The following is a 19,088-nucleotide window of genomic DNA, read 5'->3' as shown; positions in this document are numbered from 1 at the left end:
ATGACTCAGGAAAACGAGAAAATCCATGAAGCTGAAATGTGTTCCATGCTAATGGAGTATGTTCAGCAAGGTATATTACTGAAGGACTTACAGGGTATCCCGGATGATACCATGGAAGATATTTATGCCCATGCTCACCATTTTTATTATCAGGGGCGTCTGGATGAGGCAGAACATTATTTTAGTCTGCTCTGCATGTATGATTTAAATAACCCGGATTATTTTATTGGACTGGGAGCCGTAAATCAGTTGCAGAAGAAGTACCAGAAAGCCTGCGATCTCTATTCTCTGGCGTATATTTTCTCGAAAGACGATTACAGCCCGGTATTTTATAGCGGCCAATGTCAGCTACTGATGGGAGATGTGATTAAAGCTCTGAAATGTTTTGAAGTAGTGATAAAAAAATGTCCGAATGAACATCTGGTAAAAAAAGCTCAGGTTTATTTTGAAACCATCAAAAAAAATCGAAAGATGCTAAATAAAGATAAAGAAACCACCGAGTCTGCTAAGGAGAGTTAGTCATGTCTAATCTGACAGATTTATCAATAAATGGAACATTTGCTAATTTTTACAGCAATAATCTTCATCAGAAAAATAACGATCTTGCTGCAGCTGGCAGAGTTGCTAACCGCTTTAACGATATTAACAAGGTATCTGAAGCAAATGCTCGCTTTATTCATGATATTGCCGAGCAAGTGATCGAGGACAACGTTGATAATGGCACGGACAGTAATCGCGTGCTGCGCAACGTGGCGTCAACGTCAAAGTTCGATAAAGAGAGCAATATTCTGCTTCGCTTGTCCGCAACGGATGAAAACCATGCTGTAGAGGCGACTAACCCTGCATCTGAGCAAAGCAGCGCAGAAGAGTTACGTAAAAAACGGCGCGAAGTGATTTCAAGTCTGCTCAATCGCGCAGCTAAGCATCAAAAGCAAGCAACCGAGCTCTCGCAAGCCATGGATAGGGCTACCGGGCAGTTGCAGGCCGCAACCCTTGAGCTGGATGCGGCAATCGGCTCGCTGGATAACAACACTGCCATATTAAAAGAGCTCAAGCAGCAACATACTGCCTTACAGGGTGAGCTGGGCGAACTGTCGCTGGAGAGCGGAGAGAAGAACGCGCCACGCTATATTGCGCTTAAACAGAAAATTGAGCAGGCCAAAAATGCCATTAATTCCGCCTCACAGACGGTAATTGCCGCTGAAGCGGAGATGCTAAAAAAACTGGATATGTCACAGGCGCTGATTATTCAGCATGGCGATTTAATCAGGCAACTGACGATATTGAGCTGTAACACTGCTGGCGTAGTGGTGAGTAATCATCAGCAGTTAATTACCGAGGAGAAGAAGAATTTATCGTTTCAGGCGATGGTGACTTTGCGCATGGCGCAGATGCAGGGCATTGTTCATGAAAACAATCTGAATAAATTGAAAAACGACCGGGAATTAAGTGCAAAGCTGATGGAGGCGACGCGCACCAGTCTGACAGAAAAAGCCCGACAATTTGATGAGCAACAGGCAAAGGCGAGAGAAGCTGCTGAAAAGATGAGTAAGTGCACCAAAATTTTTGGTGGCATCGCGACGGCACTGGGAGCCATGACCATGGTGTTTGGCGGTGCAGGCGCACCACTGATGGCACTGGGCCTTGGTTTGCTGGTCGCGGATACCGTTACTGAAAAATTGTTCGGTTTTTCAATCACCGAGAAGGTGATGGGGCCGTTAATGGATCATGTCTTTATGCCACTGATGAATGCCATCAAAGATGTGGTCAGCGATATTTTCGATCACACCCCCATAGGCGCGCTGCTGAACTATATCGATCAAAAAACCGGTGCCAATATGATGAACACTATCCACACCGCGGTGGCGGCAGCGGCTACGGTAGCGATTATTGTGGCTGCGGCTTTTATCCTGAAAAGTGCCGGCAAAGTGCTGTACAAAACCCTCGGTAAATCGCTGGCGAGGGCCGTGGGGTCCTATGTTAAAACGGCGATTAAATCGGCACTGGAACAGATGCCGAAGCTGTTAAAAAATGCCGGTAAATCGATTAAAAATTTCGCACAGCAGACCAAACAAATGCTGGATGAGCTGGCAACAAAATCACTGGAAAAACTGCATTTCTCTCCTGCTAACCGGATAGTGGCCGGGCGGATCGCCACTATCGCGGGCGAAGTTGTCACCCTCGGTGATACAACCAACAGACTGGCTAATAGCATTATTATTGGCCAGCATAATAAACAGGCCCACGATGCTTTGGCTAATTATCAAATCAGTCGTGAGCTGTTGGATCATTTGACGAAAAAACTTAACGCCCTGCTGGGAACATTGAAGAAAGATGATGCAGAAACTAAGGCGCGCGGCGAAAAAATCAGCGAATTAATTCAATCCAGTCATCAGGCCAGAGTCTCTATCGTAAGAGCTATCTAAGGATAAATTTATGGAAAGGTTAACTTCATTGACTTCCTGCTGGCAAACGACAGTGGCGGAGAATGGTTTGTCGGAAATATCGCTTAAGCCAGCAGTAAAAACATCGGCAACATTGCCGGTTAGCTTAACCGAATTGATGAGCAATATCAGTTTCATCACGGCTTTTGAAATGCTGGCAGAGTTGCGTCCGCCGCTGAGAGAAAGACGGGACAATCTCAGTGCGCTGCTTGGTACTTTTCTTAACAATATATTGGAAGTAATCGAAACGGATACCCCAACAGATAAGCCACAATCCGGAAAGACAGATTGGTCCAACTACAATAACTGGTCATCGCGAATGGTGAATATGCTGGATCAACTGGTGGAAATATTAGTGTTGCTCTCGAAGGCAGATAATGAACTCAGGGCAGCTAATACCATCAATCAATTTAAAGCATCGTTCGCCAGCGCTGAAAAGACCAAACTGGCAGGAGAAGATAGTTTACTTGGAGCAATTAACTCAGGAATGTTCGGTCTGGCCTTTGCGGGTGCTGGCACCTGGAAAACGGTAAAGAGCACCGCGCTACATATGAAAACTGAAGCCTCAGTGGTGTCTGATAAAGGAAAGTTACATGACTCAGTTCGCGATAATAAGGCACTGATCATCGATAAAACGGCCTCAATGAAAAAGCTGGAAACTGCCAGTATAAGCAGTAGCAAAAAACAGCATGCTATAGACGAAGAGATCAAAACGTTAAACATCCAGAACGATGCCATTAAGGCGAAACTTTCAGCCAATGAGCGAGAAATACAAAAAGCCGGTGCTGACGGCGATAGTCTTTCCGTTACCGGTTTAACCAGAGAAGGTGACGAACTGAATGCGCGGCTGAAAGAGAATACAAAGATCATAACGGCGAAGGAAGCAGAAATAAAACAGCTGGTCAGGATGGATATTGAGCGTAATAAGCAGAGGGAAGCACTGGAGAAAGAGATTCACAAACTTAATGCCAGCAATGATGAAATTCATGTTCAGCTGGAGAAGCTTAACCACGATCTCAGTACGTCACAGCACAAGTTACAAAAATTGCAGGCTGAAAGTGCATTGCTAATTCAGATGCAACGCCCAGTTTCTGCTATCGCTGAGGCAGAAGGACAGCGACAGGCTGCCGCTAACAGCGCGCAGGCAAAGTTACTTGAAGAGAATTCACGCGTTTTTCAACAGACGGCCGCAACGGAAGAGGATCACAAACGCAAAGCTGATGCTCTTAAAGAGATGATTATTAAAATCGTGGGCGATCTGATTAACGCCAATAATGCGCGAATAAGCACCACCATTAGTTTGCTGACGGTGCGTGCCTGACCATGCGTGGTATAGCTTCCTTTTAAAGTGAGATAACGATGACATTTAATATCAGTTCATTACCCACCCTCCAAAACTTCCTGCCTCTGGCTGCTGCAAAGCAGCCGGTTGAAGATAACCCTTCGCTGGTGCGGGATGAGCAACAAGTGGGTATCACCCGCACGTCAGCTGACGTTAGCGCCGAGCAGGCCTGGCTGGCATTTCGTCGCTATCTGACACCGTTACAAGATAAACTTTCCCGTGGCGATGCGGATTGGTTGGTCAATGCTGAAGGTGCCAATGAAGAGCTTGAGTACCATCTTCTTCGGCTGACGATGCAGGAGAGGAATACGGCTGGCGACACGCCACCGCCCGGTGAGGTGATCAGTGGCAATGATTTAATCGATAAGCATCTGGAAACCATCGGCGAGATGGAAACTGAATATTTGCAGGTATTTCTGCACGCGTTCGATCAGATGAGTGCATTTTATAAAGCTTTTGTTGAGCTCAAAGCAACGCTGTCGAGTCATCTGCTGCCCAGTGATAAAGAGGGGCAGATACTCTTCCAGGCACATAATTTTGCTCAAAAGGTGCAGGAGCTGATCAATAAATTCAGTGGCACGAATGGGCAGCTTTTCCCGCAGCCTGATGCCGACGGGAAGTACGGCACCACCACGGAAGATATCGCAAAAAAATGGATAGCAAATTTGGGGCTACCAGCTGACTGCCTGAAAGGTGATGAAAAAAGTGGCTTCTGGGTACAGATCGATTTGAAACCCTTAAACAACATCGTTCAGACACTGCTTAACCTACAGGGAAGCCGTAATTACGGAGCCATTATCCTTAATGCTGCGATTTATAATGCATGGGAAAGCGGATTTAACTCACATGCTGAAGGTTTTCAGACCCTCGCGAACCTTTTAACGCAAAAAATGACCAACGCCAACTCTGCATTCGACCAGCGAGTGCTGATACTGAGCAAGTTCACCGAGCAGGAGGCTCAGTCCAGAATGATGGTTATACAAAATCTTAAGTAAGGGGCGGCAGCGATGATTCGCAGTGGAGACGTTACTGATGATGAGCTTGCACAGCTGACGATGGCACGTCGGCAGCATATTAAACAGATTATTGCCCGTTGCAGCGATTGCGACAGTCAGTTAATCACTGACTCATCGTTACTGGCGATGGATCTCTATATTGACTCTCTGATTTTGACCGACATCGTTTATGAAGCCGAATCTGCTTTTAGTATCGCTATTACAGAAAGTGAGATGGCGATAGTTGAAGATGTCACTGATTTTTATCGACTGGTAGAAAGTAAATTAGCGAGGACAGAATCCTAATTTCAGAGAAAGTTTATTTTTGCAGGTTAACTATGATGAATTTGATAAAAGTTGAATTTAAAGCGTAATGTTTTTCATGTTTCATTCGGTCAATGTAATTCGAATCGGTTTAAGTTATATCTGAATAATAACAATGACGTAAGGTTGAAATTATAGCCTTAAAATCAACTGAATTGTTGCGAAATGCTCTCGATTAAAGTCACTATCAACCTTGACGTCAGGAAAATTAGCGGCGAAAGATTAGATGGAAATTCATCATTATTCTGTCAAGTATCGATAATTTTGACATGGTAACCTGGCGTCATAATCTTAAGGACGTTTGGTAAGCAACGGATGATGGGAATGTATAATGACGATGTGAGACATCACTATGTGATACGTTTCATGAATACATTGCTGATGGGATGCGAATACGTTATCAGTGAGGAAAGAACCACTTATATCGTTGCTGACCGCCATACCCTTGAGTCTGAACAACAGCATACCGACGATCCTGCCACTATTTATGTGCTGGATGACAGGATCAATACCCGGTTCGTTATCCTGTTTACCGCCGCGATGTCGCAGCCGCAGCTGATAACAGAGAACGAAAGCCAGGCTACAACGAGTTCGGTTAACTTTCATCAACTGATAAACGTCGACGATGTTCACTTTGTGTTGCGGCCGGAGCACAGCGAGTGGCAACAGCCAGTAGATGAAGTCAGTAGCACGCAGGAGGTCAGCTCCAGCATCGCTTCTGCACCAGCCAAAGCGCCACGCAAGCCGTGGAGAAAAATGCTGTTGCTGCCGTTAGTGTTGATGGGTTTGATCGGATTGAGTGCTTTCTGTCTTCTGTACCCGCGTGAAGAAGATGAGATAATTTCTGTTAACCTGGCGTTAGGAGGAGAATCGCAAGAGCTTAACAGCTTTATGGGCGGTGATGGCCGAGTGTATATTTTTGCGCGTACGACAAAAAGCAGTAACCGCGCTTTGCAATCGCTGATTAAGAACAATATTGGTAGTGATGTCACCGTTCTTTCCGCTAAAAAAGAACAAGAGAAAATTTTCCGGGAGATAATGGCACGCTGGCCACAGGTTAAGTTTCATGACGTACGTTTTGATGACCCCGCTAAACCTGAAATCATTCTGAGCCAGGAACGGGCAAAACTGATGACGAAATCCCAACTGGAGAGTATCTCGGCAGAGCTTTCGTTATTATTTACCTGGGCTCATACCTTCAGATTTAGTTATCTCAGCGATCGCAGCATTGCTGATAATGCTGAACAGGGGATACTGAGTATTACGCCTTTTTTCAATAAAAGAAATAACATTGATAGCGTCACGTTTTCAGTCGTGGGAAATCTTAATGATAGCGAGCTCAACGCAATTAAGAATTTTATCAATGACTTCAGAAGTCAGTGGAGTAGTGGATATATTCAGTTTGATATCAAGCTGGAAGAGGATCGGCTAAAAGGTAAGTCTTATCGATATGGTGCGGGTGGTTATATTAAAATAGCTGCCGAGCAATGGTATTTTCCCGAGAAAATTTAATGGAGTAAACTTATGTCTGGTAATAATGAAGTTACCGAATCCTGGAAAGGATTTCTGACCGAGATGTCAGCAGAGTTCGATGAAAAAGTGGCAAGTTTAAACCTGGAGCTGCAAGCAGCATTGGAAGAGTTGAAAAAGGACTCATCCGATCCAAAGATTCTGGCAAAATATCAATCACTGGCATCAGACTATCAGGTATATCGGCAAACACAATCCGGAGTGGTAAAAAGCTACAAGGATGTCGCAACCTCGATTATTGCTAACTTCAGATAAGATCTGAGTTTCTGGAATGAATCATGCTAACTATCGCCCTTGAAAAAGTCGGATTGACGCAAAATTTGAGTAATGATGTGGCAACCGAGTCACTTGAAGGATTACTCAGGCAAGCCTATACCCAGCATGTTGCAGTGGAATATCAGGATAAAATGGCCGTGCTGACCAGTGCTAACGATCCGGTTAAATCAACAGATATTGATGAAATATATCAGTATCAGCTAAAAACATCAGAATATAATATTAAACTTTCGCTTTACTCAATTTTGACAAGAAAAGCAGTCACGGCTGTCGATACGTTAATTCGTGCTTAATTATGAGGATGCTAAAAGTGACTTTACTTGCCACATTGCTGCTTATAAGTGGATGTAAAGAAGAAGCCTTGCTAAATGGTCTGAATCAAAACCAGGCTAATGAAGTTGTCGCACTATTGCAGAAAAATAATATCGAAGCCAGAAAACGAAATATTGCCAAGTCCGGATACAGTGTCTATGTTGGTTTACGAGATTTTTCGGCAGCGGTAGACCTGACAACGATATATAATTTACCATCAAAACCACGAGTGGAAATAGCAGAGATGTTTCCGAGTGATGCATTGATCTCTTCGCCTCGTGCTGAAGTGGCAAGGATTTATTCTGCCATTGAGCAGCGGCTAGAGCAGACGCTTAACCAGATAAGTGGTGTTGTCTCATCGCGCGTCCATGTCAGTTATGATATCAGTAACACCGACGCAGAGAAAAAAGGCAAACCAATGCATGTAGCCGTTTTATTACGTTATGACACCGCTAATAACGCGCCAGCAAATTTGATTGCCGATGCAACTCGGTTACTAAAGAACAGTTTTTCGAATGTTGATTATGATAACATTTCGGTGGTGATGACGCCGGCACCGGATGCGTATCAACTGCCTCCGGTACAGACGAAAAAAGATAACGTACAATTTAAGATGGTAGTGTTATTTTTAGGCGTGATTTTAACGATGTTCATCATTTTTTATATTTTAGATAAAAATGGTCTAATCAGAAAAATCAAGATAAATAAGAAAGTGTAGTGTGCTATGAAATATTCGATTTGCTCTGAAAGAATTATTTCTGATCCAGTGTCATGGATTCACTCTTCAAGAACTGGATTACCGGATTTATGCTGTGAAGGTATTCCTCGTGGAATTATTAATAAAACAATAGTACGTCAGTTTTCACTTGATGAAATTCACCGTCTTGAGAGTGGCGTGGGTATCATTCAGGTGGTTGTCGATAACTGGTATCTGTTGCGTGAGGCCGCATGGAGTATGGCTTGTCAGCGATATCGGGCATGGATTTTACAAAATAAGGCTCAGGATTTTCTGACGCCAAAAGCGCGATCTTTTATGATGCTCAACATTGTACCGGCTGGTTTACCTCGCAAAGAAAAAGTTGAGGAAATAAAAATATGGCAACTGGCTTATGCAGAACTGACGCCTCTTAATACCTTATTACCTGACGCGCTAATCAAACGCATCAGATTATTGTTTCCTGAAGGCATAAGTGATGTTTCAGTGGAAAGACAGTCAGAGTTTGATTCTGTTTTGTTTTTGATGGCGGTTCAGCATGCAAAAAAATTTACAGTCACACTTTGAACTGGCGGCGATTGAGGATACATTACTCACCCGTGACTATCTTGCTGCCAGAAAACGAACGAATAATATTGATGCTGTAGCCAGAGAACAAGCGAAGAAAATTATCAATCAGGCATGGCAACAAAGTGACGAAATAAAAAAGGAATCTTTTAACCAAGGCTTCGAGGCTGGGTTTATTCACTGCATTAGTCATATTGTCGCCCATTTTAATGCGATAAATCAAGAGCAAAAGAGACTCGAATCGGTACTTGCAGAAAGAATCATCTCCATGTTGCAGGCAACATTCAGAGATAATGATTTATTTCTGAGTATCGTTATCGACTGGTATGAAAGAAATAAAATATCGGGACATGATGAGATATTGCTGACTATGCCGCTGGGCCATAAAAAATTGGCAGCACAACTCTGTGAACGATTACGACCTCAGATCTTGATTGAGCCAAAAGTTGCGTTCCATGCTTATGATTTTTACCAGGTGAAAACAGGCGATCAGATTATTGAATTTAACTCAGAGGAATTTACATCCGCTCTTATTAAACATCTGGTTTACGAAAATGATGATATTCGCAACAGAATTAGTAACATAAGCGCCAGTTCGCGTGAACTGCTTAAATCTCTTTTACTATAATAATACGGAAAAAAATGGATATTTTAATCAGTAATCTAACCAGTCATATTGATGTAATGGAAGATCTGCCGGTCAGCACTCCAGAGCAGACGATTATGGATTTGATGATGCAAGGAATGATAGACCGCTGGCGCAGTGAAATTCTGTTATCGGAAGGTGGAGTAAGCGAAGAGAGTAAAATCGAGTGGTAGTCGGTAATAAATTTTTTATTAACTGGTTAATATTGACTCTGCTGCTGATTCTCACGGCAGGCTGCGGGATAGCTAATCCTTCAGCAATGGCCGATCGCAACAAGGGGGAGTGCGTTGATATCTCACCTGAAACTGTCGGTACCATTACGGCTGAAAGACACTATGAATATATGATTAACTGTATCAGAATGAAGCATTATGCGAATGCTTCATCACATTATGCTATTGCTGGGGTACAAACCTGGCGCGATTATTTGGCCAGTCCAGGGGCTGCCAGTAAACAGCGTCATCAGACTGAACTGCGTAAACAGTTAGGCAAGTTAAACGATAAAGAAAGGAAAGTTTTCTGGGATAAACTTAATGTCACACTGCGTGATGATGAAAAATTACAACAACTTTGTCAGCTGCTGGAAATATCAGAGAGTAATCATCGCTCTAAAATTCTTTGGCACAAGGCGAAAAATGGTTATCTGCACTGTGAGCCAGAAACGGTATTCTGAATCCTGCATAATAGTCAGAGAAGTTACCTGAAAATATTTCTCTGCTTCCCTTCTTAAAATTCGATAAATTTACTACTTTTTATACTTCAATAATATTATATTTTGAATATATTAAGATTGTTCTTGATTGGCACCCCCATAAATCGATAATCACCGTATGATTTCACATTTTAACTGATGCCGTTATGTTATCTTTTTTACAGTCGAGCATCTGTATATCACGTCATCTTCTTAAGAAGAGTGTATATAACAGTTGATAACATTTGTTAGAAAAATTTGTTTAACAAAAAATGGATAAATTGACATGGAAAATTATCGTTTCAGTGACTTTACACTTTGCGGTGATCAAGTACTGTATCACAAAGACAGGATTGTCACTGTTCCCCCCAAGGAAATGGCTGTATTGCTATTATTGGTTAAACATGCGGGAGAGGTGATTACTAAAGATCATATCATTCGGGAGGTGTGGAAAGGTGGTGAGGTATCAGATGAATCTCTCTCGCGCTGTATTTATGTGTTGAGGAAATTATTGGGAGAAAGTTCGACATATCGTTATATTAATACGGTCTATGGCAAAGGTTATCTTTTTGTCATGAATGTGACCAGGGTAACGCGGCAGTCAGCTAAAGAGCCTCCTGAGCAGAAAGATACGCTGGCTATCTTCCCCTTTGTCATGCAGGACAAAACGTTGTCGATGATAATCTTTGATTTTATCATTAATCATAGTGCTATTTTCGAAGAAAAAGGTTTTCGCTTTTTACCGGCGGCATTAACGGTCAACAGCAATAATCTGACAGATAGCTTTAATAATTTAAGAGCGACCGGGGTACGCTATTTTCTTACCGGGATAGAACTCAAAACTGGCTCAGATACGGTGATAAAAGTTGAGCTGATTGACAGTGCTTTACTGACGGTGGTTTTTCGTGATTCAGTGGTGCTTTCTGACGATAACTCACTTAATCTGGTCAGGTTTAATAATATTATTTCTCTACTTTTGCATAAAATATCACATTGTGAAAAGAAAGAGTTTGCTAAAGCTTTAGTTTCAGCCAATAACAAACTCTGTCAGATAAAAAATAATTATAATAATTATTCTTTCTTTTTGTTTGAGTCGTACAAAAACGTCGACTCACACTCTTTGCTGCTTGATAACTACGATACTGTGACCCTGTGCCACCTTGCCGGGTGCTACTTTTCACTGGCCAGTTTGGGACTGATGAAGTATGAAAAAGCTGAGGAGATAATCAACGTTATCACTGATAAAGTGCTGGTCGAGGAGCCTTGCAATGCCCTTGCTATTTCGATGAAAACCCTGATTTGCCGCGATAATTACACTAAGCAGAAAGAGTCAGATTTTCAACTGGCAATTATTCTTTCGCCCTTAAGCGCCGAGGTCTATTACTACTACTCCTGCTGTTTGGTTCAGAATCAGGAATATGATAAAGCTCAGATTATGACGGGTGTCGCACTTTCTCTGAATCCTGATTTCTTCGCAGCTAAAATTTTGTATGCAGTGATTCTGACTCTGAGTGGAGATGCCGCTGCTGCTATTGCCTATGCGACTGAAATGAAAGGTCGCGATAGTTCATGCGACATCATTATTAATTGCCTGCTGGCGATTCTTTTTTCTCGTACAGAGCAGATGGATAAAGCGGTAGCCTGCATACTTGAAGTGCAGCATTACCGCGATTCTTGTGCCTTTGTCGGCTGTTGCTATGCTGCGGTGATGGTCAAGCAGGGAGGCGATACGCTAAAAACGCTTAAGCGTTTACAGAATATGCCACAAAAATCGCTGCCTAAAAAATCTGTCTACTGGATGCCATTATTCGACTGAATGAGTTCTTGCTGTTATTGATTAACTCATAGCCACTCTGTCGTCTCCTCCTGCAAATTGATTTTCTTAACGGCTGTTAATTTGCAGGGGCTTTTTTATCGACATTTTCTTGTTGCTGCTCCACCTCTTAATTAAAACTGAGCGAAATATGATAGCTCAATGACTTTATTAAATATAAAATTATATTCAATAAAATAATTCAAGAGGAGTTTTATATCTACTAAATGATAAATTACTATTTATTGTTAACAATAGTCGGCTGCTTTCCGCTAACAATAAGAAAGGAAGCTGTCTATTGAGGTTATAAATCGGGAGCTTTTTATGTCAATTATCGATTCTTTTAGTACCGCAGTGGTGCAGAGTTCGCCTGTTAGCTCTGACCATCCTGCGATATCGCAGTTAGCGATTAATCTAACCTCTGCAAAGAATGAACAGATCAATTTAAAACCTTTTCTCCTGTCCACCGTTGCCTCCGGTTCTGCGCTCAGTACTCATCCTGCTACCGACCCACCCGTTCCAACCGGCAGCCGTTTTTACCAGGCAGTGGTCGATATAAAAAACTTTATCCAGAACTGGGGGCCTAATCATCTGATACTGCAATGTGGTCCACAAATCAAGCACCCCGCAACCGGCATCGATTTTAAATTCACTCCTACCCTGGTATTAGCAAGCGATCATGTGGAAGGTTATCTTTGGCATACCGAAGTGGGAACGGTAATTCCAATGGGTTCTGACTATGTTAATGGCTATGCTCTGGGCGTTAATCAACAGGGCATTGAATTCAATTGGTGTGATCGAACTCTCACTTATAACCGGCAACAGCTGGGAAGAGTGGAGCTGGATATTCCTTACGGTAAATCCGGTTTGCAGTTTACTGTGGCGGTAGAGCTGGGAATGACCAGTAAAACCCGAACGCTGTTCAGATCATTGCAACATGCGGTACAGGATACGATTACCCAGGTACCGGCTGCGACTTTGTTGCTGACTCGTGCTTATCATCAGCTGGGGATTATTGGTTCGATTATTGGCTTACTGTCCATTCCTTCTGTCATGGATAAAATCGTGGAATGGGCAATTCCCGGTGGTAACGAACGGGATAATTATCTCTGGTTCGGCTTATCTATTGGCTATGCGGATTATAATGGTAACGTAGCGCCCAATCTAAATGAGTATGATGATCCGTCGTTGCCTGGGGTTAATATACTGGCCACTTCTTATCTGCGTCATGGGGAAGCGATGAGTTATGACTTCCAGACCAAAAAAGTCACCCTTCCCTATGGGATACGTAAGATATTGGGGAATTCTTATCAGTCATCCGCTGATTTTATCAAGAATGCTTTACATAGCCGCGATCTTCTTAGTCGGGACCTCGTTCAATCGCATAACAACGGAAAGATTACCGCTGAGGTGAAAGATTTTATTATCGATATTGCCGATGAAATAATTTTAAAGGCGAGTAGTGGTGTTGAAGTTCGGCAGAATATTCAATCCAAAGCGGAAATTGATGAGATTGATAATGCTTTCTCATTTATAGAAGATGAAGTTGTTAAATTTGAAATTAATCAATTTTCAGTGGAGAAAATAGCACAAGAAATCGCGAGGCGTAAGCAGTGTTACGTCGTATTGAATAAAGAAGGTGAGGTGAGGATAGTGATCGACAGAAATGGCAATCATACAGAGGAAAGTCTTATTGAATCCGGATTTGGTGTCATCGTTATCGGTGCGGATAGTATTGTTGAAATGACATCCAGCCTTATTGTAAATGAATTCGCCATGACCAAAGGTTACAGTAACTATGATTTACTTAATACGTTAGAAATTGCCGTTAACTGATTAAACTGGTTATTAAATAATAACTTCACCCTTCGCTAATGTGGGCCGACGAGTGATACTGAATCATCCCTGTATTACAGGCTATGCATCGACGCATAGCCTGTTGGGTGACACCGGATGGCTTAACGCATGGTGACAAATTCTTCCGAACCAGTCGGATGGATAGCAACGGTATTGTCGAAGTCTTTCTTGGTTGCGCCCATTTTCAGCGCCACCGCGAAGCCCTGCAACATTTCATCCATACCATAACCAATACCGTGAATGCCGACGATCTTTTCGTCTTTGCCGACGCACACCAGCTTCATACGGCAAGGCTGGCGATGTTGAGTCACCGCGGTGTACATGGCGGTAAACGACGATTTGTAAACTTTGACTTCGTCGTCGCCATACTGTTCACGCGCTTGCGGTTCACTCAGGCCGACAGTACCAATCGGTGGATGGCTGAATACCACGGTTGGCACATTGCTGTAATCCAGGTGCTCATCTGGCTTGTTATTAAACAGGCGCTCTGACAGACGACGACCGGCAGCAACGGCGACCGGTGTGAGCTCTACTGCGCCGGTGTTATCACCTACCGCATAGATCCCTTTGACGTTGGTATTCTGGAACTTATCGACGTTGATATAGCCTTTATCATTCAGCGCCACGCCAGTCACTTGCAGATTGAGGTTATCGGTCGCAGGCTCACGGCCAATCGCCCATACCAGACAATCAACGGTATGCTGTTTGCCATTTTCCAGCGTCAGCGTCAGGCTGCCATCGGCATTTTTCACAATCGCTTGCGGGATCGATTCGGTATGCAACGCCGGGCCTTCGGCGTTCATCACTTCGACCAGCGTATCCACAATCAGCGGATCAAAACTACGTAGTGGTGCGTGTTTACGCACGAACAGATGGGTTTCAGAACCCAGCGCGTTAAGCACACCGGCAATTTCTACCGCGATATAACCGGCACCCACTACCGCAGTGCGTTTTGGCAGTGCATCCAGCTCAAAGAAGCCATCGGAGTCGATACCGTGTTCCGCACCCGGAATATTCGGATGACTTGGGCGGCCACCGGTGGCGATTAGAATATGGTCTGCTGTAATGGTTTCACCGTTTACTTCCACGGTGTGCGCGTCAACAAAACGGGCAAAACCTTTAATCACATCGACCTTGTTTTTGCCTAATACGTTGTCGTATGAGGCATGAATGCGGTCGATATAGGCGCTGCGGTTTTTAACCAGGATATCCCAGTTAAACTGGTTAACGGTGGTATCAAAACCATAATCCGGGCCATATTGATGGATAGCTTCGGCGATCTGAGCAGCGTGCCACATCACTTTCTTCGGCACGCAACCCACGTTGACGCAGGTGCCACCAAGATCTTTTGCTTCGATCAGCGCACATTTCTGTCCGTACATGGCCGCGCGGTTAATGGAGGCGATTCCGCCGCTGCCGCCACCGATTGCAAGGTAATCATAATGTCTGGTCATCGAACCTGTTCCATAAGTTGAGTAGGAAATTGCCATAGAGTGTAACGCCACTCGCCGTATTGCCGCAAAGTTTGCGTCTATGGTTGTGATAGGGTAGGAATTAACTGGCTTAATATAGCCGATTCGATCTGCTGATTTAATGAGTAAAACTGGAATCATTACATGGAACTGCTTTTCCTCGGCACCTGTGCCGGAACTCCCAGCCGGGAGCGAAATGTCACTTCAATCGCGCTGACGCTGGGCAACAGTGGCAGCGGAGGTTACTGGCTATTTGACTGCGGTGAGGGCACGCAGCATCAGATGATGCGCAGCCCGTTAAAGCCGGGGAAAATGGAAAAAATCTTTATCACTCACCTGCATGGCGATCATATTTTTGGTTTGCCGGGTCTACTGACCAGCCGTTCAATGGGCGGCGTAACTGAGCCTTTGACCATTTATGGCCCGGTGGGGATTAAGGCTTTTGTCGACACCTCGCTGAGCCTCAGCGCTTCTTATGTCACTTTTCCGCTGGAGATTATCGAGATTAGCGCCGGAGAAGTGTGTGATGACGGCCAGATACGTGTTACTGCATGGCCGATGTCACATGTGATTGAGTGTTATGGATACCGTATTGAACAACATGATAAACCGGGTGTGCTGGATGCCGCGCGTTTAAAAGCGGATGGTATTCCGGCTGGCAACTGGTTCCAGCGCCTGAAGCGTGGCGAAACCGTGGTGCTGGAAGACGGGCGCCAAGTTTGCGGATGGGATTATCTTGGTCCCTCAATTAAAGGTAAATCGCTGGCGATATTCGGTGATACTGGGCCAACGCCGGTAGCCAGCGAACTGGCGGCAAATGTTGATGTGATGGTGCATGAAACCACCCTGGAGGCTTCGATGGCGGAAAAAGCCAACGGACGCGGTCATTCGACTACCGTTCAGGCAGCAAACGCGGCAAAACTGGCGGGGGCGAAGCGGCTGATTGCTACGCATTTCAGTGCACGCTACAGCTTTGCCGACAGTGAAAGGTTGCTGGCAGAGTGCCGGGCGATTTTTCCTGCCACTGAGCTGGCGAGAGATTTTGCGGTGTTTAAAGTGTAACGGTTAGCGGCCAATCCGTTTATCTGGTTGATCCATAAGGTTCAAACCGGCTGAGCGGATTAGAAGCAGACAGTTTTAGCTCGCCCTACCGGATCTTGCTTATTAAAATGCCGATCTTTGGGATAGTACTGTCAGTCTCGGTTATAATCGATGTTTAATTTACATTACTGTTCATAAGGCATTCGAACTATAAATTGTTGTGACGTCTTATATGACGGTCAGGTACATGGCGGGTTCGTGCTGTTTAACACTCCTGGCTCAACCCCAGCCCTGTGCCTTATCGGCGAGGTGATCAATCTGCGCCAGCGGGCTACAGAATTCATTCGGATCGTAAAGCTGGGATATTTTAAACAAACACCTGACTTATTATTAAATTAAGTGTCACTAATATTTCCAGCTTCAAATATCAACCTCTATTTCAATATTTTGAAAAGAACAGTTTTAATACCTGATTTAAAGAAATCCTTTAGCTCAGAAATGGTTATTTCTACAGGGGATTCAACTATACTTACTTTAGCAGGCCAACTGCCTGGCAAGTCAAGAACAAAAAAATAGCAGTCAAATCCCAAGCCAACTCTTCCTTTTAAAAATTTGAATAACTTATCTCTAACTCTTTGAGCAACAGATACTAACCGTGTCGGTTTATTAAAAATATAAAATAATGTTGCATCCATTCTGGAGGATAAAATACTGCTCTCAACGTTAGCTCCTTTATACATAACAGACACCGTGCCTTCTGAAATCTCACCATCAATGGAGTAAACGTTAATATCCTTACACTGATCATGGTGCGTTCCATTTTTAGAACGTTGTTCAAAATATAATATAAAATAGCTCATTTAATCTTGCCCATAAAAAATATGCCCGTGGTTACTAAGATGTTGATTTGGATGCGCATGAGGTAATCGGCCTGCTGTTGATCCTGTTAATGGATTAACGTGAGGTGCATGCATCATGGGTTTACCGTGTTCAACAGCTCGGGCAATAGCTCTTGCTTCTTGTTTTGTAGAAACTAAAACATCTTCCCCATTACGTACACGCCTTATCACTTCCACCGGCAATTGCGGCGGAGCGACCGTTGATAAATACGTCTGGCGAGCCGCTACGAATGGTGCCCCTTTTACGCACTCTGCCCCTGCCGTTCTCACTCATTTCGCTACGTGCAGACTCGGCGGCCTCAACGGCCAGATAGCCAACCGCCAGGCTGGCGGCAACCAGTAGTGCTCCGGCTGCAATGCCACCGGCTGTTGCGATCAGGCCACCGACCAGTGTGCCAGCCAGCATCCCAGCCAGCGCATCTGAGTGGCCGATATCGTCCCCGATACGTGCTGCTTCATACATAGCAACAATCCCTGTTGTTAACGATGGAAAGCAAAGCTGCCAAGCAGGCTGCTGAACAGCTGAGTGTCAGAATCATTTAGCGGATTGGATTTGCTTAGGGTAAACACCAGCAGCTGCGTCTGCCCGACAGCAAATATCGCCTGTTGCTGCCAGATTCAGCGGCTATCGTAGCGATAGTTTGTGAGCGCACACTCACCAGGTAACAGTTGATCGCCCAGCCAGACGGGCTGGCGTTCCTGCAGTTTCCAGTCGGTCAGTTGCTGATTCAGCAGTAATAGCTGGCGATCGATATAGGCTGCCGCCGTCTCGCCGTCAGCCAAAATATCGCGGGAGATATTAACGCCCGGCGCGGCGGGTTGTTCAGAGATAAAAACATTTACCGTCCGGTCCTGATAACCTTCCGGCAGAATCACGCTACCGTGATTAAAGCGGCAATATTGTGGCGTGGTTTTCATTGCGCAGCATCCTTGTGCTCCTGACAGGTAAAGCCCCTGAAAGATTACGCAAAATTACTATTTTTAACGGGCGGAAGTTTCGAGCGGGATCGAATAACGGGCAAAAAAAATCCGCCAGCAGCGTGCTGGCGGATGCTTATCGATTCAAACCGTGGTCAGTGATTATTCCGGGACAAGCATATTGACGCTGGTATGGCCGGTGCCGGCAGGAACCAGCGTTTTATGCAACCACGGCAGCAGGTCGCGCATCTGCTTTTCCAGTTTCCACGGTGGGTTAATCACGATCATTCCGGAAGCGGTCATGCCGCGCTGATCGCTGTCCGGACGCACCGCCAGTTCAATCTGCAGAATATTACGAATGCCAGTGGCTTCCAGATCCTTACACATACGCTTAATTTGCTGGCGTAGTACCACCGGATACCACAGGGCGAACACGCCGGTACCAAAACGTTTGTGGCCTTCCTGGATGCCTTTAACCACGTCCTGATAGTCAGTTTTCAGCTCGTAAGGGGGATCGATTAAAATCAGGCCACGGCGTGAGTGAGGTGGCAACTTCGATTTCAGCTGCTGATAACCATCGGCTTTTTCAGTGCGCGCGCGGTTATCTTTCAGAAACTCATTGCGTAACATTGGAAAATCACTGGAGTGCAGTTCCGTCATCTGCAGTTTGTCATCTTCACGCAGCAGGTGGCGGGCAATCAGCGGCGAACCCGGATAAAAACGCAGGTTACCGTTTTTATTCAGCGCTTTAACCGCATCGATATAAGGCAGCAGCGTTTCCGGCAGATCGTCCTGTTGCCAGATGCGCGCAATGCCTTCCAGATATTCGCCGGTGCGCTCTGCATGCTCACCGCTCAGCTGATAGCGTCCGGCACCCGCATGGGTGTCGAGATAGAGAAAAGGTTTCTCTTTCTCTTTCAGTGCTTCGATGATCAGACTTTGTACGGTGTGCTTAAGAACGTCAGCGTGGTTGCCGGCGTGAAAACTGTGGCGATAACTCAACATAACTTTGGTGATATCCGGTGCGTTCCTGACGAAGCAGGAGAGGGGCGATAGCTGCGCAGACGATGCGGGCGCGTATATGGCGATAGTATACCTGGAAGAGAGAAAAATTGCTGAAAAGTCGACAGGGGTTTTTTATCAGGCTGCTTATGTTGTCGCCAACTCGACCGACGACCATTGATTTTCGCTACACTTAACCGCATGTTAATCAGATTGCCAGATTGCGCGCAAAGCAGCGCCACTC

21 protein-coding genes are annotated in these 19,088 nt (G+C 44.7%); 16 read left to right on the top strand and 5 right to left on the bottom strand.

Going from position 1 to position 19,088, the window contains the following annotated elements; translation table 11 throughout:
• The 15 genes from sicA to ACP3TC_RS20690 all read left to right on the top strand — a co-directional run bounded on the left by sicA (position 1) and on the right by ACP3TC_RS20690 (position 13,491).
• Entirely contained in the window at positions 1-519 is a 519-nt protein-coding gene (sicA, locus tag ACP3TC_RS20760) for a type III secretion system translocator chaperone SicA (protein WP_426817165.1), read from the top strand.
• Positions 520-521: 2 nt separating this feature from the next.
• Positions 522-2,426, top strand: a complete 1,905-nt coding sequence (sctE, locus tag ACP3TC_RS20755) for a type III secretion system translocon subunit SctE (protein WP_426817164.1) — start codon at positions 522-524, stop codon at positions 2,424-2,426.
• Positions 2,427-2,436: 10 nt separating this feature from the next.
• The gene (locus ACP3TC_RS20750) at positions 2,437-3,765 is read left to right on the top strand and encodes a hypothetical protein (RefSeq protein ID WP_313854952.1); all 1,329 of its coding nucleotides are present in this window, start codon (positions 2,437-2,439) and stop codon (positions 3,763-3,765) included.
• A 38-nt stretch (positions 3,766-3,803) separates the two neighbouring features.
• Positions 3,804-4,781 carry an IpaD/SipD/SspD family type III secretion system needle tip protein gene (locus ACP3TC_RS20745; protein WP_426817163.1) on the top strand — a complete coding sequence of 326 codons (978 nt, stop codon included), beginning with the start codon at positions 3,804-3,806 and terminating at the stop codon, positions 4,779-4,781.
• Between the two features lie 12 nt (positions 4,782-4,793).
• Positions 4,794-5,087, top strand: a complete 294-nt coding sequence (locus ACP3TC_RS20740) for an acyl carrier protein (protein WP_313854954.1) — start codon at positions 4,794-4,796, stop codon at positions 5,085-5,087.
• Between the two features lie 333 nt (positions 5,088-5,420).
• A complete protein-coding gene (locus ACP3TC_RS20735) occupies positions 5,421-6,617 on the top strand; it encodes a PrgH/EprH family type III secretion apparatus protein (protein WP_426817162.1) in 1,197 nt (398 codons plus the stop codon).
• 12 nt (positions 6,618-6,629) lie between these two features.
• On the top strand, positions 6,630-6,890 hold the full coding sequence (sctF, locus tag ACP3TC_RS20730) for a type III secretion system needle filament subunit SctF (protein WP_426817161.1): 261 nt from the start codon (positions 6,630-6,632) through the stop codon (positions 6,888-6,890).
• A 23-nt stretch (positions 6,891-6,913) separates the two neighbouring features.
• Complete coding sequence (sctI, locus tag ACP3TC_RS20725) at positions 6,914-7,204, top strand: type III secretion system inner rod subunit SctI (RefSeq protein ID WP_426817160.1); 291 nt, start codon at positions 6,914-6,916, stop codon at positions 7,202-7,204.
• A gap of 17 nt (positions 7,205-7,221) precedes the next feature.
• Positions 7,222-7,941: a type III secretion system inner membrane ring lipoprotein SctJ gene (gene sctJ / locus ACP3TC_RS20720; protein WP_426817159.1), complete on the top strand. Its 720-nt coding sequence runs from the start codon at positions 7,222-7,224 to the stop codon at positions 7,939-7,941.
• A 6-nt stretch (positions 7,942-7,947) separates the two neighbouring features.
• Positions 7,948-8,505 (top strand): hypothetical protein, encoded by a 558-nt coding sequence (locus tag ACP3TC_RS20715; RefSeq protein WP_426817158.1) that lies wholly within the window; start codon positions 7,948-7,950, stop codon positions 8,503-8,505.
• Positions 8,477-9,133, top strand: coding sequence for a hypothetical protein (locus tag ACP3TC_RS20710; protein WP_426817157.1), 657 nt, complete (start codon positions 8,477-8,479; stop codon positions 9,131-9,133). Before ACP3TC_RS20715 ends, ACP3TC_RS20710 begins: the two co-directional genes overlap by 29 nt.
• 14 nt (positions 9,134-9,147) lie before the next feature.
• A complete protein-coding gene (locus ACP3TC_RS20705) occupies positions 9,148-9,324 on the top strand; it encodes a hypothetical protein (RefSeq protein ID WP_313854962.1) in 177 nt (58 codons plus the stop codon).
• Complete coding sequence (locus ACP3TC_RS20700; RefSeq protein WP_426817156.1) at positions 9,318-9,824, top strand: hypothetical protein; 507 nt, start codon at positions 9,318-9,320, stop codon at positions 9,822-9,824. The genes ACP3TC_RS20705 and ACP3TC_RS20700 overlap by 7 nt, the downstream gene beginning before the upstream one ends.
• A 304-nt stretch (positions 9,825-10,128) precedes the next feature.
• On the top strand, positions 10,129-11,658 hold the full coding sequence (locus ACP3TC_RS20695) for a winged helix-turn-helix domain-containing protein (RefSeq protein ID WP_313854965.1): 1,530 nt from the start codon (positions 10,129-10,131) through the stop codon (positions 11,656-11,658).
• A 321-nt stretch (positions 11,659-11,979) separates the two neighbouring features.
• A complete protein-coding gene (locus ACP3TC_RS20690; RefSeq protein WP_426817155.1) occupies positions 11,980-13,491 on the top strand; it encodes a hypothetical protein in 1,512 nt (503 codons plus the stop codon).
• Positions 13,492-13,613: 122 nt separating this feature from the next.
• Here ACP3TC_RS20690 and gorA read toward each other — a convergent pair whose 3' ends face one another.
• Positions 13,614-14,966, bottom strand: a complete 1,353-nt coding sequence (gene gorA, locus ACP3TC_RS20685; protein WP_313854968.1) for a glutathione-disulfide reductase — start codon at positions 14,964-14,966, stop codon at positions 13,614-13,616.
• Between the two features lie 162 nt (positions 14,967-15,128).
• On the opposite strand from gorA, the gene rnz reads away from it, so the two are divergent.
• Positions 15,129-16,046, top strand: coding sequence for a ribonuclease Z (rnz, locus tag ACP3TC_RS20680; protein ID WP_426817154.1), 918 nt, complete (start codon positions 15,129-15,131; stop codon positions 16,044-16,046).
• Between the two features lie 413 nt (positions 16,047-16,459).
• Here the strand turns inward: rnz and ACP3TC_RS20675 are convergent, their stop codons facing one another.
• The 4 genes from ACP3TC_RS20675 to ACP3TC_RS20660 all read right to left on the bottom strand — a co-directional run bounded on the left by ACP3TC_RS20675 (position 16,460) and on the right by ACP3TC_RS20660 (position 18,847).
• Complete coding sequence (locus ACP3TC_RS20675) at positions 16,460-16,885, bottom strand: hypothetical protein (RefSeq protein ID WP_426817153.1); 426 nt, start codon at positions 16,883-16,885, stop codon at positions 16,460-16,462.
• 190 nt (positions 16,886-17,075) lie between these two features.
• On the bottom strand, positions 17,076-17,387 hold the full coding sequence (locus ACP3TC_RS20670; protein ID WP_313854972.1) for a hypothetical protein: 312 nt from the start codon (positions 17,385-17,387) through the stop codon (positions 17,076-17,078).
• Positions 17,388-17,542: 155 nt separating this feature from the next.
• The gene (locus tag ACP3TC_RS20665) at positions 17,543-17,842 is read right to left on the bottom strand and encodes a DcrB-related protein (protein WP_313854973.1); all 300 of its coding nucleotides are present in this window, start codon (positions 17,840-17,842) and stop codon (positions 17,543-17,545) included.
• A gap of 162 nt (positions 17,843-18,004) precedes the next feature.
• Positions 18,005-18,847 (bottom strand): 23S rRNA (adenine(2030)-N(6))-methyltransferase RlmJ, encoded by an 843-nt coding sequence (locus tag ACP3TC_RS20660; protein WP_313854974.1) that lies wholly within the window; start codon positions 18,845-18,847, stop codon positions 18,005-18,007.
• Between the last annotated feature and the right edge of the window lie 241 nt (positions 18,848-19,088).

This window comes from Winslowiella sp. 2C04 (assembly GCF_050037805.1).
In the GTDB taxonomy this organism is placed as follows: Bacteria; Pseudomonadota; Gammaproteobacteria; order Enterobacterales; family Enterobacteriaceae; genus Erwinia; species Erwinia toletana_A.
This window is presented reverse-complemented; position numbering and strand designations above follow the sequence as displayed.